This window comes from Rhodoferax sp. RT5P35, from assembly GCF_056521385.1.
Window position 1 is genome coordinate 60,637 of sequence record NZ_JBWMAX010000013.1, and the last position, 13,948, is coordinate 74,584.

14 protein-coding genes and 1 tRNA gene are annotated in these 13,948 nt (G+C 63.7%); 5 read left to right on the forward strand and 10 right to left on the reverse strand.

What is annotated here, in order from left to right:
- Window positions 1–279 precede the first annotated feature (279 nt).
- The 9 genes from AC097L_RS18830 to AC097L_RS18870 form a co-directional block, all read right to left on the reverse strand.
- The gene (locus AC097L_RS18830) at window positions 280–519 is read right to left on the reverse strand and encodes a hypothetical protein (RefSeq protein WP_479588252.1); all 240 of its coding nucleotides are present in this window, start codon (window positions 517–519) and stop codon (window positions 280–282) included.
- A 269-nt stretch (window positions 520–788) separates the two neighbouring features.
- On the reverse strand, window positions 789–1,055 hold the full coding sequence (locus AC097L_RS18835) for a hypothetical protein (RefSeq protein ID WP_479588253.1): 267 nt from the start codon (window positions 1,053–1,055) through the stop codon (window positions 789–791).
- On the reverse strand, window positions 1,036–1,617 hold the full coding sequence (locus tag AC097L_RS18840) for a hypothetical protein (protein WP_479588254.1): 582 nt from the start codon (window positions 1,615–1,617) through the stop codon (window positions 1,036–1,038). Before AC097L_RS18840 ends, AC097L_RS18835 begins: the two co-directional genes overlap by 20 nt.
- Before the next feature lie 208 nt (window positions 1,618–1,825).
- Entirely contained in the window at window positions 1,826–2,836 is a 1,011-nt protein-coding gene (locus tag AC097L_RS18845; RefSeq protein ID WP_479588327.1) for an SIS domain-containing protein, read from the reverse strand.
- An 8-nt stretch (window positions 2,837–2,844) separates the two neighbouring features.
- A complete protein-coding gene (locus tag AC097L_RS18850) occupies window positions 2,845–3,741 on the reverse strand; it encodes a glucosamine kinase nucleotide-binding domain-containing protein (RefSeq protein WP_479588255.1) in 897 nt (298 codons plus the stop codon).
- Entirely contained in the window at window positions 3,738–4,877 is a 1,140-nt protein-coding gene (locus AC097L_RS18855) for an ABC transporter ATP-binding protein (RefSeq protein ID WP_479588256.1), read from the reverse strand. The genes AC097L_RS18850 and AC097L_RS18855 overlap by 4 nt, the downstream gene beginning before the upstream one ends.
- An 82-nt stretch (window positions 4,878–4,959) precedes the next feature.
- The gene (locus AC097L_RS18860; RefSeq protein ID WP_479588257.1) at window positions 4,960–5,802 is read right to left on the reverse strand and encodes a carbohydrate ABC transporter permease; all 843 of its coding nucleotides are present in this window, start codon (window positions 5,800–5,802) and stop codon (window positions 4,960–4,962) included.
- 7 nt (window positions 5,803–5,809) lie between these two features.
- Window positions 5,810–6,724 carry a carbohydrate ABC transporter permease gene (locus AC097L_RS18865; RefSeq protein ID WP_479588258.1) on the reverse strand — a complete coding sequence of 305 codons (915 nt, stop codon included), beginning with the start codon at window positions 6,722–6,724 and terminating at the stop codon, window positions 5,810–5,812.
- Between the two features lie 195 nt (window positions 6,725–6,919).
- Window positions 6,920–8,167 (reverse strand): ABC transporter substrate-binding protein, encoded by a 1,248-nt coding sequence (locus AC097L_RS18870; protein WP_479588259.1) that lies wholly within the window; start codon window positions 8,165–8,167, stop codon window positions 6,920–6,922.
- 261 nt (window positions 8,168–8,428) lie between these two features.
- On the opposite strand from AC097L_RS18870, the gene AC097L_RS18875 reads away from it, so the two are divergent.
- Genes AC097L_RS18875 through AC097L_RS18885 form a run of 3 tightly spaced genes read left to right on the forward strand, consistent with a single transcriptional unit; the run spans window position 8,429 to window position 11,868 of the window.
- On the forward strand, window positions 8,429–9,685 hold the full coding sequence (locus AC097L_RS18875) for an ABC transporter substrate-binding protein (RefSeq protein WP_479588260.1): 1,257 nt from the start codon (window positions 8,429–8,431) through the stop codon (window positions 9,683–9,685).
- A gap of 4 nt (window positions 9,686–9,689) precedes the next feature.
- Window positions 9,690–10,406: a response regulator gene (locus AC097L_RS18880; RefSeq protein ID WP_479588261.1), complete on the forward strand. Its 717-nt coding sequence runs from the start codon at window positions 9,690–9,692 to the stop codon at window positions 10,404–10,406.
- Window positions 10,399–11,868, forward strand: coding sequence for an ATP-binding protein (locus AC097L_RS18885; protein ID WP_479588262.1), 1,470 nt, complete (start codon window positions 10,399–10,401; stop codon window positions 11,866–11,868). The genes AC097L_RS18880 and AC097L_RS18885 overlap by 8 nt, the downstream gene beginning before the upstream one ends.
- On the opposite strand, the gene nagA is transcribed toward AC097L_RS18885, so the two are convergent.
- Complete coding sequence (gene nagA / locus AC097L_RS18890; protein WP_479588263.1) at window positions 11,865–12,983, reverse strand: N-acetylglucosamine-6-phosphate deacetylase; 1,119 nt, start codon at window positions 12,981–12,983, stop codon at window positions 11,865–11,867. The two genes, AC097L_RS18885 and nagA, sit on opposite strands and share 4 nt — an antisense overlap.
- 56 nt (window positions 12,984–13,039) lie before the next feature.
- Here nagA and AC097L_RS18895 point away from each other — a divergent pair.
- Both AC097L_RS18895 and AC097L_RS18900 read left to right on the forward strand, forming a co-directional pair.
- A tRNA-Arg gene (locus tag AC097L_RS18895) sits at window positions 13,040–13,116 on the forward strand.
- Window positions 13,117–13,270: 154 nt separating this feature from the next.
- Complete coding sequence (locus tag AC097L_RS18900) at window positions 13,271–13,942, forward strand: hypothetical protein (protein WP_479588264.1); 672 nt, start codon at window positions 13,271–13,273, stop codon at window positions 13,940–13,942.
- The last annotated feature ends 6 nt before the right edge of the window (window positions 13,943–13,948 follow it).

The following is a 13,948-nucleotide window of genomic DNA, read 5'->3' on the forward strand; positions in this document are numbered from 1 at the left end:
CTTCAAGAGCAGCTACCGCCGTCACCACAGCCAGCATCGCCACTGTCGGCTCCTACGGCCCCGGTCGGGTCAGCCTGGAAGGGCACGGCCGGAAATGGCCGCATATGCTTTGCGTCTTGCGACGCCTTCCTGGAGAGTCGCCGGTGGTCCCACACAAGGAAAAGCACGACAGGAAGAACGAGGACCACGAAGACAGTGAGAAAGAAGTTCATCTTGACGAAACCCTTGTGGAAACTCGATGCTCTGCGGCCGCTCCTGGCCGAATTCTGCCGTAGTTTTCTACTCCGATACGTCCTTGACGCTCACCCAGATTCCGGTTTGCGCATTCGGTTTGGAATCGCTGAAGTCCATCGAAGCGCTCGACCGACCAGTTTCTCTAAGTCTGCACGCGGCATTTGCAAAAAATCCCGCCAGCGCATCCAACTCACCCGCTGTAGCGACGATGTCGATGTCTTGAACGTCGATAGGGATAAGACCGTCTGCTTCATTCCACTCGGTGGGTGTCGCAACGATGCGCATAATTTGAACTTTTGCATTGGATGACAGCTACTTGCCGTATTCTGCCTTTGTCCGATGCGTTGGCACAGTGCAATTCGCGTTGCCGTAGCCGCCGCTGGAGGCGCATGTTCAAGTTGCCTGAACTCCGCCGGCTTCCAGCAGTCTGCGCAACCGAGTTGCTACAAAAAAGTGACTAATTTTTATTGATAAAAATATCTGCTAACGTAAGTATTACCTGCGGTAGCAGCTATCAAATTTATACCAAATTCTTCTAAAACCAGACCCAACTCTCAGCGCGTACTAGTTACCTTGGACAAATGGCGGGGCCGGTCCGTATCTTGGCTGCGCGCCCGGGCCACGGCTTCGACCAGCAGGTAAAAGCTCTGGATGGCGGTGATCGGGAGCAGGTCTTCGTGCGGTGCGGTGGCTAGGGTCCGGTCGCGGCTGGCGCTGGTTTTTGCAGTCCGGTGCGCCGCAATTTGCTGTTGAGTCGGGGGCGATTTGCGGGGAGGGCTTATGTCGGTTTGTGGCGGTTGGTCATCGCGGATCAATGACATCGAACTCGAACTGCACCGGCGCGGAATTTTCGATGAACGCGCTGATCAGGTAGTGGCCAGGAGGATCGCCATTGGCCACGTCCCACGACTTTGAGATGGTGCCGTTGTAAATAGTCAAGGTCACATCCAGCGAAATTGTCTTGCGATCCGCTGAGGTGCCGTACGGCTGGCCACCGGTGCCCCACGTCTTCGGGGCTTCCGGTAATGTCATGCGTTCGAGAACCCGGACCTTGCCCGTCATCTGGTTGAGTTTCAGGATCCACCCGTAGCTTTGGTTGGCCACCCGAGGGACTGTGTTTGAAACCTTGAAGTCCAGCACGTCGTTGTTCGGGGCGAGTTTGAAGAGCCCGAAGACCGCATCTAGCGGACACGCTCCATTGGATGTCGAAGCGACCGCGCAAGCTTTGAACACGGCCGCATTGGATGCCGAAATGGATCCGTACGACGCAGCGGGAATCGGGGAATCATTGAAGCTGCGCGGCGACGCGCTCACCGTCTGCGCGTCAACGTAGTGGCACGCGACAGCTGCGAAAAGAACAAGAAGTTGGCGAAGATATTTCATGATGGATGCGGCTCGGCAAGAGACTGCCGTCACAGTGCTGAACGCAGCAAAGTCTATCTGCAGATCGACGGCTCCCAGCAGCCCAAGCAACCGAGTCACTACAAAAAAGTGACTAACTTTCAGTAATAAAAATAGCCGCTAACGCAAATATTACCTGCGGAAGTAGCTATCAAATTCATATCAATTTTTTATAAAGCCAAGCCGTGTTTCAGCGCGTGCTGGTCACCTTGGACAAATGCCGTGGCCGGTCCGGCTCTTGGCCGCGGGCCCGGGCTACGGCCTCTACCAGCAGGTAGAAGCTTTGGATGGCCGTGATGGGGTCCAGGTCTTCGTGGGGGGCGGTGGCCAGGGTCAGGTCGCGGGTGGGGATGTTGGCGGGGGCGGCCAGGAGCACATGGGCACCGCGCTGGCGCATGGCGGCGGCCAGGGCGACCAGGCCGGTCTGGGCCGGGCCGCGGGGCGCGAAGATCAGCATGGGGTAGGCGTCATCCACCAGGGCCATGGGGCCATGCTGCACTTCGGCACCGCTGAAAGCCTCTGCCTGGATGGCGCAGGTTTCCTTGAACTTCAGGGCTGCCTCATTCGCAACCGCCAGGCCGGGGCCACGGCCAATGACCATCAACCGTTCGGCCTGCAGCAGTGGCGCGATGGCGGCCGACCAGTCTTGCTGGCAGGCCTGGTCCAGTGCGGCGGGCAGGTCGGCCAGGCGGGCGGTGAAATCGGTGTTGTCGGCCCAGGCGGCGGCCAGACGGGCTCCGGCGACCAGGCTGCAGATGAAGCTTTTGGTGGCGGCCACGCTGTGCTCGGGGCCCGCATGCAGGGGCAGGGGCCAGCCCACCGCAGCGGCCAGGGGCGAGGCGACATCGTTGACCAGGGCGACGGTGGTGGCTCCGGCCTGCTGGAAGCGCTGCATGGGCTCCACCAGGTCCGGGCTGCGGCCCGACTGCGATACCGAGATGGCCAGTATCTCTGCCAGCGGCAGTGGGGCCTGGTACAGGGTGAGCAGTGACATGGGCAGCGATGTCACCAGTTGGCCGCTGCGCGCCATGATGAGATAGGCCATGTAGGCGGCGGCGTGGTCTGAGCTGCCACGGGCGATGGTGACGGTGCCACGCGGCGGGCGGGCGCGCAGGGTGGTACCCAAGGCGGCGTAGCGGTCTTGGTCGGCGGCCAGTTGCTGCTGGACGTGCTGGGGCGACGAGACGGCCTCTAGATACATATGGGTTTTCAAACGGGGCTCCTGGGGGAAAAATCGAGTTGCAAGGCACCGTCGAGTGCATCGCCCTGGGGCGTGACCAAGCTGGCCTGGAGGACGGGCGCCAGGCGGCTGGACAGGCGTTGGGCGATGCTGCCGCGCAGCACCAGGGGCAGGGCGTGGTCGGGGTCTACGGCCAGGGCCAGGCGCTCGATGTCATCGACGGCATCGCGCAGCAGTTGGGCGGCGGCGGGGTCATGCGCTTCGCAGTCAAACACCCAAGGCGCGAGGCTGGCGAAATCGCTTTGGTTGGCTTCGCAGCACCAGGCCAGCAGGGCACTTTCCGCATGCCCCACCGTTTGCTGCACCGCCAGGGTCAGCGGGCTGGGCGCGCGTCTGCCATCCGCGGCCTGCTGCGCCAAATTGACGGCCCGCAGGCCGAGTACCGCGCCACCGCCTTCGTCGCCTGACGGAAAGCCCCAGCCGCCTGCGGTCCTGCGGCTGCCATCGGCATGCAGGGCCAGTGCCACCGTGCCGGTGCCTGCAACCACCAGTGCACCGGGTTGGCCCCGGTGGGCTCCAAGTAAAGCGGTGAATGCATCAGTGTCTACCGCCAGGGTGGTGTAGCCCGGATTGGCAACCAAAAACGTAGCCCGCCAGGCGGCGTGGTTGTAGCCTGCGATGCCGATGCCCAGGGCGCAGTTGTGCAGGTTGGGCGGCGGTTGTCCGTCCAGCGCGCTGGCCTGTACAGCGTGGTCGATGGCCTGCAGGATGTTCCGCCAGGCCTGGGGAATGCCTTGCATCAGGCCCGAGGCTCCTGCCTGGCCTTCTCCCAGGACGCGGCCATCGGCCAGGGTGAGGCGGGCGCGGGTGCTGGTGCCGCCGCCGTCAATGCCGATGCGGTAGTGGATGGGGTTGGGCAAGCTCATAGCGCGTGGGCCGATCGCATATTGCCGGGGCGCAGGCGCGGGCAGGCGCTGCCATCGGCACGGAACAGGTACATGGCCTCGGGCACGGCGCGGATGATCACCGAGTCGCCCAGGCGCACGGCGGCATTGCCGTCGCCGCGCACGATGAGCTCTTGGCCGTCGTCGGTCTTCAGGTACAGCAGGTTGGATTCGCCCAGGTGTTCGACCAGGGTGATTTCGGCATCCAGCGCGGCATCGTCCAGGCCCGGTGCGCGTTCACCGGTGAGCACTTCGCAGTGCTCGGGGCGCAGGCCAATTTCCACCGATTCGCCGATTTGCAGGCCGGTCGGGTCCACGGTGGCCAGGAATTTGCAGCCGTTGCCCAGCTGCACACGCACGCCTTGCGCGGCCACTTCAGCCACCCGTGCGGGCAGCAGGTTGATGGTGGGCGAGCCGATGAAGGTGGCCACAAAGCGGTTGGCGGGCTGCTGGTACAAGGTGAGCGGCGTGCCCGCCTGCTGCACCCGGCCCTCGTGCAGCACCACGATCTTGTCGCCCAGGGTCATGGCCTCGATCTGGTCGTGCGTCACGTACACCATGGTGGCGGCTAGGTCGCGGTGCAGGCGGGCCAGCTCGATGCGGGTTTTGGCGCGCAGGGCTGCGTCCAGGTTGGACAGGGGTTCATCGAACAAAAACAGCCGCGGCTCGCGCACGATGGCCCGGCCAATCGCCACCCGCTGGCGCTGGCCGCCGGAGAGTTCGCGCGGCAGGCGCTGCAGCAGGTGGTCGATGTGCAGCACCTTGGCGGCCTCCACCACCCGGCGTTCTATTTCGGCCTTGTCGGCACCGTGGATCTTCAGGCCGAAGGCCATGTTGCGGTACACGCTCATGTGCGGGTACAGCGCATAGCTTTGGAACACCATGGCAATGCCGCGTTCGGCCGGGGGCATGCCGTTGACCACGTCGTCGCCGATGCGCAGCGTGCCGCTGTCGATATCTTCCAGCCCGCACAGCACCCGCAGCAGGGTGGACTTGCCGCAGCCGCTGGGGCCGACCAGCACAACCAGCTCGCCGTGCTCGATTTCCAGGCTCACGTCCTGCAGCACCGGTGTGCTGCCGAAGGATTTGGAGATGTTTTGGATGGATACTTTTGCCATGGTGGTGTTTTAGTGCTGACTTATGTGGTGCCCGAATGACCGGCCCAAAGGCCCGTCGTTCGGGCACCGCATAAGTCGTTGTTTATTTGACTGCGCCTGCGGTGATGCCGCGTATCAGTTGGCGTGAAAACAGGGCGTAGAGCACGACCACGGGGATGATGGCCAGCGCCAGGGCGGCGAGTACGGCGTTCCAGTCAGTGGCGTACTGGCCCACAAACTGCTGGATGCCGAGGGTGATGGTCTGGGTTTTTTCCGACGGCGCCAGTATCAGCGGAAACCACAGGTCGTTCCAGATCGGCACCATGGTGAACACAGCCACCGTGGCAATGGCGGGGCGGATCAGCGGTACCACCACCTGAAAGAAGATGCGGAACTCGTCAATTCCGTCGCAGCGCGCCGCGTCCTTCAACTCGCTGGGCACCTGGCCCATGAATTCCGACAGGATCATGATGGCCAGCGGCAGGCCCTGGGCCACGTAGACCAGCACCAAGGCAGTGAGGGTGTTGACCAGCCCCAGGCTGACCATGGTTTGCAGAATGGACACCGTGCCCAGGCGGATCGGCACCATGATGCCGAAGGCAAAGAACAACTTCAGCCAGCGGTTGCCCCGGAACTTGTATTCCGACAGCGCCCAGGCTGCCATGGCGCCAAACAGCAGAATGAAGAACAGCGAGGCTACGGTCACGGTGAAGCTGTTGCCAAAGTACAGCCACACATCGGAGCGGCCCAGCACCTTGTGGTAGCCGACCATCGAGAAAGTCTCGGGCGTGGGCCAGGCCAGCGGGTCGTCAAAGATGGCACCGCGCTCCTTGAACGAATTCATGAACACCAGCAGGATGGGTGCCATGGCCAGCACCAGATAGCCTAGCAGGACGGCGTGCACAAACAGGCGGCTGGGCGCGACTTTAGAGAGAGATTTGGCCATCATGTGCTCACAGGGCAAAGCGTTGCAGGCGGCGCTGCACCAGCAAAAAGTAGGCGGCGACACCCAGCAAAATCACCAGAAACATCAGCGTGGCCACTGCTGCGCCCATGGTCGGGCTGGCCACCTGCGACTGGTAGCCGAAGAAGGTGCGGTAGAACAGCGTGCCCAAAATGTCGGTGCTGTAGTTGGGCCCGGCCAGCCCGCCCTTGACGGTGTAGACCAGGTCAAAGGCGTTGAAATTGGCCACGAAGGTCAGGATGGTGACCAGGCCCAGGGTGGGCAAGATCAGCGGCAGGCGGATCTGCCAGAAGATGCGCCAGGGTGAGGCGCCTTCGACCACGGCGGCTTCGATCACGTCCTCGGGGATGGCAATCATGGCGGCATAGATCAGCATCATCGGGATGCCCACGTACTGCCATACCGACATCAGCGACAAGGTGATCAGCGCCGACGATTCCAGCCCTAGCCAGGGAGCGAACCAGCTCTCCAGCCCGACCCAGCCCATGATGCGTTCGGACACGCCCCACAAGGGCGACAGAATCAGCTGCCAGACAAAGCCCACAATCACCACCGACAACAGCGTGGGCAGAAAGAACACGGTCCGGTAGACCGCCGCAAAGCGCACATTGCGCAGCGACAGCAGGGCCGCCAGCAGAAGGCCCATAGGGTTTTGCGCCAACATGTGGATGCCAAAGAACTTCAGGTTGTTCAGCATCGCGTTCCAGAAGCTGGCCGACCATTGCGGGTCGTGCAGGATGGTGGCGTAGTTGGCCAGGCCGGAAAACGTGCGCACGCCCGTGTCATCGGTGCTGTAGAGGCCGAGCCGCAGGGTGTCCAGCAGCGGCAGGGCGCTGAACACCGCGTAAATCAGCAAGGCGGGCGTGATAAACACCAGCACCCGCCAGGAAAAACCTTGTCTCATAAGCTTTTTGCTCATCCCCAGGCTACAGCGCAAGCGCTTTCCGCCCACCCCCTTGCAGGGGGCAACACCAGCAGCTTGGCAAAGCCAGTTCTGCGGTGTTTCTGGGGGCGCGCGTTCTGGCTGAATGCTGGGTGGTTAATAGTTAATGGGGTGTGTGAGAAAACAGGCAAACCCCGCAGGATTTGCCTGGCAGTCTTATTTAGCTGCCGCGTACCACTTGGCAAACCCAGCCTGGATTTGCTGTGCGGCATCCTTGGGGGCCATTTTCAGGTTCATGACCTGCGAACTGACGTTCCAGAGTTCGTTCTCCATGCTGGGCGTGCCGCGGTTCATGATCTGCGCGTTCAGGCGAATCGTGCTCTTGCACTGGTTCCGCCAGCCGATCATTTCCTTGGCGACCGGGTTCTTCACCTCGATGGCATGGCTGGACAGCGAGAAGAAGCCGGTCGCCTTGTTGGTGTACAGGTCGGCAAATTCCTTGCTGGACAGCCAGGTCAGGAAGGTTTGCGCGTCGGCCTTGTTTTTACTCTTGCTGTTGATGCCCATGCCAATGTCGGTGTGGTCGGAGATGTAGCAAGGGTCACCGGCTTTTTGCACCGGTGGCTTGAAGGCACCGAAATCGACCTTGCTGTTGGCTTCAAAGTACGAGATATCCCACGAGCCAGTGGGGTAGATGGCGGCGCGGCCCGAGCCAAACAGGTTTTGCGAATCGCCATAGGTTTGCGCCTGGTAGCCTTTGGACAGGTAAGGTGCCCACTTGGCCATGGTTTCCCAGGTGCTGACGAAGGCCGGATCGGTGAACTTCTGCTTGCCGCTGATCAGGCCCTTGCGGCCTTCTTCGCCCTTCCAGTGGTTGGGGCCAATGCCGGTGAAGACGATCTGGTTGGTTTCCCATTGGTCGGCGGTGCCCAGTGCCAGCGGGGTGGCTTTACCCGCGGCTTTGATCTTTTCGAGAGCGGCGAAGAAGTCTGCCTCGGTCACGGGCACGGACAGGCCCAGGTCGGCGAAGATTTTCTTGTTGTAGAAAAAGCCATGGATCACCGAGGCCATGGGCATGCAGTGGGTGCTTTTGCCGTCGTCCGACTGCCAGGCCACCTGGGCTGATTCGGGAAAGTTTTTCAGGCCCGGGATGCCGTTGAGCTTTTCCAGGTAACCCTTTTTGGCCAGATCCAGCGACACATCAAAGGGGCGGCAGGTGATCAGGTCGCCTGCGGTGCCTGCGGTCAGGCGCGTGTTCAGGGCCGAGTCGTATTCGGGCGGTGAGGTGGGCGAGAACTTGACGGTGATGCCGGGGTTGGTCTTGTTGAAGGCGGGCAACAAAACCTCTTCCCACAGGGCTTTGTCGTCCACCCGCCAACTTTCAATGGTCAGGTTGCCCGCGTGGGCAAAGCCGCTGCAAACCAGGGCAAGGGCGGTAGCCGTAAGGTGGAATGGGATGCGCATGGACGGTGTTCTCCGAGGGGTGGCTTGAATCCTGCACGGGATGTGCAGGCCTTCAATAGGCCGGAGGTTATGCTGTGCCACCTGTAATATCAAACCACCACCAATTGGCTGCATTCATCTTCTAAGTGCTTGATTTTGTTGAACTTAACTCTACCGCTGGCACCTTGGCATTACGTTTCATTACGTTGTCCCTGCCGCACCAGGGCTGGTGCTAGTACAAGCCGTGGGTCCGTGATAGATAACATTACATTTCGATAGGAAATGAAAGCTCTCGCCGTCTTGTTACTGGGTTGGGCCGCGCTGGCAGTGCCCGCCTGGGCGCAAGCACCCGCCCAGCCGGTGGACGTGCTGCACTGGCTCACCTCGGCCAGCGAACGGCGCGCCGCCAACCAGCTCAGCACCATCCTGGCGGCCAACGGCGTGCAGTGGCGCGATGCGGCCATTCCCGGCGGTGGCGGCATGGCGGCGGTCAAGGTGTTGAAGAGCCGGGTGCTGATGGGCGACTCGCCCGACGTGGCGCAGCTAATAGGCACCACCCTAACCGAATGGGCCGATGTGGGCTTGGTGCTGCCGCTGAACGCCGTGGCCAACCGCCAGCGCTGGGCGCAAACTTTGTTTCCCACCGTGATGGACCTGGTCAGTTACAACGGCATGGTGATTGCCGCGCCGCTGGGTATCCACCGCATCAACACCTTGCTGTACAACCGCCGCCTGTTCGCGCGCATCGGCCTGCCGCCGCCCACCACCTGGGCCGAATTTGAAGTGGCGGTACACAAGCTGGCAGCGCAGGGAATCCAGCCGCTGGCCTGGAGCGACGAGCCCTGGCAGATTGCCACCGTGTTCGAGGCCGTGCTGCTCAGCGATGCCGGCCCGGCGCTGTACCGCGAGCTGATCGTGCAGCGCAAGAGCAACGCCTGGCTGGACCCGCGGGTGGAGCGTGCCCTGGCCCGGCTGCGCTGGCTGCGCAATACCAACGGAGAACCGCCGCGCGAAAAGCCCTGGACCGATGCCGCCCGCGAGCTGCTGGCGGGCAAAGCCGCCATGCTGGTGATGGGCGATTGGGCCAAGGGCGAGCTGATCGCCTGGGGGGCCAGCCCCAGCAAAGACTTTGGATGCGTGGTGCTGCCCGGCACCGAGAATGCGCACCTCTACAGCATCGACACCCTGGCCATGCTGGCCAACGGCCACCACCGCGAGGCCACGCAGGAGAAGGTGGCCGAGCTGGTGTTCAACGCGTCCACCCAGTTGGCCTACAACCGTATCAAAGGCTCGGTGCCGGTGCAGCGCGATATCGACGTGGCCAGCCTGGACAGTTGCGCCCGCGACTCCTGGGCCAGCTTTGCCGACCCGCGCACCGCCCGCGTGCCCAGCCTGGCCCACCGCATGGCCGCCGACGAATCCATCAAGGACGCCGTGGCCCAAACCCTGTGGCGCTACCTGACCGACCCGCGCATGGAGCCCGCCGAGGCGCAGCGCCGCCTGGCCGCCGTAATCCGCGCACCCAGCAACACGCCGTAAATCTATGAACCGCACCATCCTGGTCGTTGACGACGACCAAAAAACCCGCAACCTGCTCAAAACCTACCTGGAAAAGCACCAGTACGAGGTGCGCGTGGCGCACGATGGGGCCAGCTTTCTGGCCGAGTTCGAGCGCTTTCGCGACCTGCTCAGCCTGGTGATCCTGGACGTGATGCTGCCCGACACCGACGGCTTTACCCTGTGCCAGACCGTGCGCCGCCAGTCGCCCGTGCCCATCATCATGTTGACCGCCAGCGCCGACGACACCGACCGCATCGTCGGCCTGGAGCTGGGGGCCGACGACTACATCGCCAAGCCCTACAACCCGCGCGAGCTGCTGGCCCGCATCAAGGCCATCCACCGCCGCATGCAACTGGGTGGTGCCGGGGCGGCAGTGCGCTTTCTGCGCTTTGCCGGGTTCACCATGGATCTGCTGGAGCGCCAATTGACCGACGCAAGCGGCGCGGTGGTGGTGTTGACCAGCATGGACTTCAACCTGCTGCGCTTCTTGGCCGAGCACGCGGGCGAAACCCTGGACCGGGGCCGCCTGATGGAGCAAACCCGTGGCCGCGACCTGGGGCCGCTGGACCGCTCGCTAGACGTGCAGGTCAGCCGCCTGCGCCAGCGCCTGAGCGACGACGGCAAGCAGCCGCTGCTGATCAAGACCGTGCGCGGCAGCGGCTATGTGTTCTCTGCCGACGTGGTGGCTGCTGATGCCTAGACCCTCCGGCATATGGCGCTGGCTGCCCGACAGCCTGCTGGGCCGCATCGTGCTGGTGGTGGCGCTGGGCGTGGTCAGTGCGCAGCTGGTGGGCACCTTGCTGTGGGCGCGCCAGTTGCGCGAAAGCGCCCGCACCGAGGCCCTGGGCGCGGCGCACCACTTGGCGGTGAATGCGGCGGGCACACTGCGCTTTTTTCGTGACCTGCCGCCCAAATACCGGCCCATCCTGATCGAGCAACTGCGCACCATGGGCGGCACGCGGTTTTTTGTCAACGTGAACCGCGAGCGCGTGCCCATCACCCCGCTGGGCGGCAACGCTCTGGTGGACGCGGTGGTGAGCGTGGTGCGCGACGATCTGGTGGCCAATCTGCACCCGGCCCAGGCCCCCGATGTGGCCTTTGCCTGGCCCGATGGCCTGCGGGTGTCGGACGATGGCCGCACAGTGAACGACCTGCCCGAGTCCTGGGTCGAGGCCACCTTGTTGCTGCGCCCGCGCCCTGCGCCGGTGCTGGTGATCCAGTCTGAATTTGAGCCGGGGCGCTGGCTGTACCTGGCCGCGCCCATGCCCGATCCGTATTTTTTGGACAACGCCAATCCGCTCACCTGGGACCGCGTGGCTTTGCAACTGGTAACGCTACTGACCGTGCTGTTGCTGGCGGTGCTGCTGGTGCGCGGGCTGATCCGCCCGCTGAACCGCATCGCGTCCGCCGCCAACGCCTTTGGCAGCGACAGCGCGCCCGAACCCGTGCCCGAAACCGGCACCGCCGAGCTGCGGCGTACCGCACGCGCCTTCAACGAAATGCAGGCCCGTATCCAGCGCTACCTGGTGGACCGCGAGCGGCTGTTTCTGGGTATCTCGCATGGCCTGAAAACGCCCATCATGCGGCTCAAGCTGCGCACTGAGCTGCTGGACGACGAAGCCCTGCAGGCCGACTTCCACGAGGACCTGGACGACCTGGACGTGATGGTCAAGGCGGCGCTGCAAAGTGTCAAAGACACCGACATCCACGAAAACCTGACCCCGGTGCGGCTGGACACTCTGCTGGCCCGGCTGGCCAAGCGGCCCATCCACCCCAACGCCAGCATCGAATTTGTGTCCGAACCCGTGAGCGTGCAGGGCAAGCCGCTGGCGCTGGAGCGGGCTTTGAGCAACCTGCTGGACAACGCCGTGCTGTACGGCGAACGGGTGCAGTTGCGCCTGAGCGACCGGGGCGCGCTGGCGGTGGTGGAAGTGCGTGACTTTGGCCCCGGCATTGCGCAGGCATCGATGTCGGCAGCCTTTGAGCCGCACGTGCGCCTGGGCCACGGCCAGCAGAACAACCGCACCGGCACGGGCCTGGGCCTGGGCATCGCCCGCAACATCATCCAGGCGCATGGCGGCGAAATCCGGCTGCACAACCACGCGGAATGCGGGCTGGTGGTGACGGTGCTGCTACCTGCCGTAGCCCCGTTGGCCGACTAAAGAGGGACGGCTTCGCCTTCCACGTAGACTGCCCGCAAGGCCAGGTCGCGGTCCAGCACCACCACATCGGCCCAGGCACCGGCCACCAGTTGGCCCCGGTCGGTGAGGCCCAGGTGTTCGGCGGCAAAGCGCGAGACGCGGTTGGACGCATCCGCCAGGTCCAGCCCCACGCTGTCCACCAGGTTGCGCAAGGCCTGGTCCATGGCCAGCGAGGATCCGGCCAGCGTGCCGTCTTCCAGCCGCACGCCGCCCAGGCACTTGAACACCTTGTGGCGGCCCAGCGTGTATTGGCCGTCGGGCATGCCTGCAGCCGAGGTCGAATCGGTGACGCAATACAGGCAGGGAATGGCCCGTAGCGCGGCGCGGATGGCACCGGGGTGTACGTGCAGCAGGTCAGGGATGATTTCGGCAAACCGGGCGTGCGCCAGCGCCGCGCCCACCATGCCCGGCTCGCGGTGGTGCAGGGCGGACATGGCGTTGAACAAATGGGTGAAACCGGTGGCCCCTTGCTGCAGCGCGGCCACACCGTCTTCGTAGCTGCCGGTGGTGTGGCCGAGCTGCACCTTGTAGCCGTCGGCACACAGTCGGGCCACCATCTCCAGGTTGCCAGCCACCTCGGGGGCCAGGGTGATCAGGCGGATCGGGGCCAGGGCGTTCAGGCGGTGGATTTCCGCGTGGCTCACGGGCCGGGCAAACGGCGGCTGCGCGCCCAGCTTGGCTTCGCTGATGTACGGGCCTTCCAGGTGCACACCCAGTACGCGCGCCGCCCCCGCCGGGCGCTGCTGGTAGACGCTACCCAATGCGCTGAACGCGGCTTCCAGGTCGGCCATCGGCGCGGTCATGGTGGTGGCCAGCAGTGCGGTGGTGCCGTGCCGGGCGTGCAGCCGGGTCACGTGCAGCACGGCATCGCCGGCTTCCATGATGTCGTGGCCCGCACCGCCGTGCACATGCAGGTCGATAAAGCCGGGCAGCACCAGCGGCAGGCCCGCATCGCGCACGCTGGCCGTGGGGGCTGGGGTGCCGGTGATGTCGGCAATGCGGCCTTCAGGGGTGAAGGCGATGTCCCCGGTGATGAAGCCGCTGGGGGTCAGAATGTTGGCGTGCAGGGTGCGCATAGGACGGTTTTCAAAAGGCCGGGCCGCAGACCCGTAAGGTTAGAATCCTGAGCTCGCTACCCATAGCTCAGTTGGATAGAGCATCAGCCTTCTAAGCTGAGGGTCACAGGTTCGATCCCTGTTGGGTAGACCATAGCGCAACCCCGCTCCATGGAAGCATTTTAGGCATTAAATCGGCCTCTGGCGCATATTCAACATACGCAAGCAGCTATATATTTTATAGCATACGCCCTTGCGCCGTTTGGGCTGCTGCACACAGTAGCCCCCACAAAAGAAAGCAGGCGCGCATGCTCAAGCGCATTAAAAACTGGGTGGGTCGGGCGATGGGCTCGGCTGCCAACGCTGACGACCTGGAGGCCGTCAGCGGTTGGGCGGATTCGCAAGGGCTGGCGTTTGACCGCCTGGCCGACGGCACCGGCTTTGCCCTGATTGGCACAGTGGATGGGCGCCCCTGGCGGATGGAGCAGAGCCCGGCGGGCCGGGACTTTATCGTGGGTGCCGAGCTGCGCGCCCGTGCCGAACTGGGCCTGCCTGAGCACCTGGCCATCATGCTGATCAACCGCCCGCTCAAGGAGTCGTTGGAAAAACGCGTTTATGAGGAGGTGACCCACGGCGTGCAAACCACGGTGGATGTGGCCTTGCCCGAGGAAGCGCGTTGGCTGACGCTGTACGACCAGGTGGGCTGGAACACCGCGCCGCTGGCGTTCTGGGACTATTACGCCCTGGTGGCGGACAACCGCGCCCACGCCCAGCAGTGGCTGGACGGGCCGCTGATGGATCTGCTGCAGGCCTGGCCGACCAATGCGGTGCAGCAGGCCACGCCGTTCATCCTGCAGGTGCAGAGGGGCCGGGTCTACCTGCGCATGGAGTACCCGCAAACCGATGTGCCCACACTGCGGCATGCGGTGGCGGTGTTCACGCAGGCCTGTGTGTCGGCCCAGTTGCTGAACAACGGCTGAGCGCCT

What these genes read in the sequence shown, in the direction of transcription:
- AC097L_RS18830 (WP_479588252.1), bottom strand. Translation starts at nt 519, where the DNA reads ATGCGCATCGTTGCGACACCCACCGAGTGGAATGAAGCAGACGGTCTT.
- AC097L_RS18835 (WP_479588253.1), bottom strand. Translation starts at nt 1,055, where the DNA reads ATGTCATTGATCCGCGATGACCAACCGCCACAAACCGACATAAGCCCT.
- AC097L_RS18840 (WP_479588254.1), bottom strand. Translation starts at nt 1,617, where the DNA reads ATGAAATATCTTCGCCAACTTCTTGTTCTTTTCGCAGCTGTCGCGTGC.
- AC097L_RS18845 (WP_479588327.1), bottom strand. Translation starts at nt 2,836, where the DNA reads ATGTATCTAGAGGCCGTCTCGTCGCCCCAGCACGTCCAGCAGCAACTG.
- AC097L_RS18850 (WP_479588255.1), bottom strand. Translation starts at nt 3,741, where the DNA reads ATGAGCTTGCCCAACCCCATCCACTACCGCATCGGCATTGACGGCGGC.
- AC097L_RS18855 (WP_479588256.1), bottom strand. Translation starts at nt 4,877, where the DNA reads ATGGCAAAAGTATCCATCCAAAACATCTCCAAATCCTTCGGCAGCACA.
- AC097L_RS18860 (WP_479588257.1), bottom strand. Translation starts at nt 5,802, where the DNA reads ATGGCCAAATCTCTCTCTAAAGTCGCGCCCAGCCGCCTGTTTGTGCAC.
- AC097L_RS18865 (WP_479588258.1), bottom strand. Translation starts at nt 6,724, where the DNA reads ATGAGACAAGGTTTTTCCTGGCGGGTGCTGGTGTTTATCACGCCCGCC.
- AC097L_RS18870 (WP_479588259.1), bottom strand. Translation starts at nt 8,167, where the DNA reads ATGCGCATCCCATTCCACCTTACGGCTACCGCCCTTGCCCTGGTTTGC.
- AC097L_RS18875 (WP_479588260.1), top strand. Translation starts at nt 8,429, where the DNA reads ATGAAAGCTCTCGCCGTCTTGTTACTGGGTTGGGCCGCGCTGGCAGTG.
- AC097L_RS18880 (WP_479588261.1), top strand. Translation starts at nt 9,690, where the DNA reads ATGAACCGCACCATCCTGGTCGTTGACGACGACCAAAAAACCCGCAAC.
- AC097L_RS18885 (WP_479588262.1), top strand. Translation starts at nt 10,399, where the DNA reads ATGCCTAGACCCTCCGGCATATGGCGCTGGCTGCCCGACAGCCTGCTG.
- nagA (WP_479588263.1), bottom strand. Translation starts at nt 12,983, where the DNA reads ATGCGCACCCTGCACGCCAACATTCTGACCCCCAGCGGCTTCATCACC.
- AC097L_RS18900 (WP_479588264.1), top strand. Translation starts at nt 13,271, where the DNA reads ATGCTCAAGCGCATTAAAAACTGGGTGGGTCGGGCGATGGGCTCGGCT.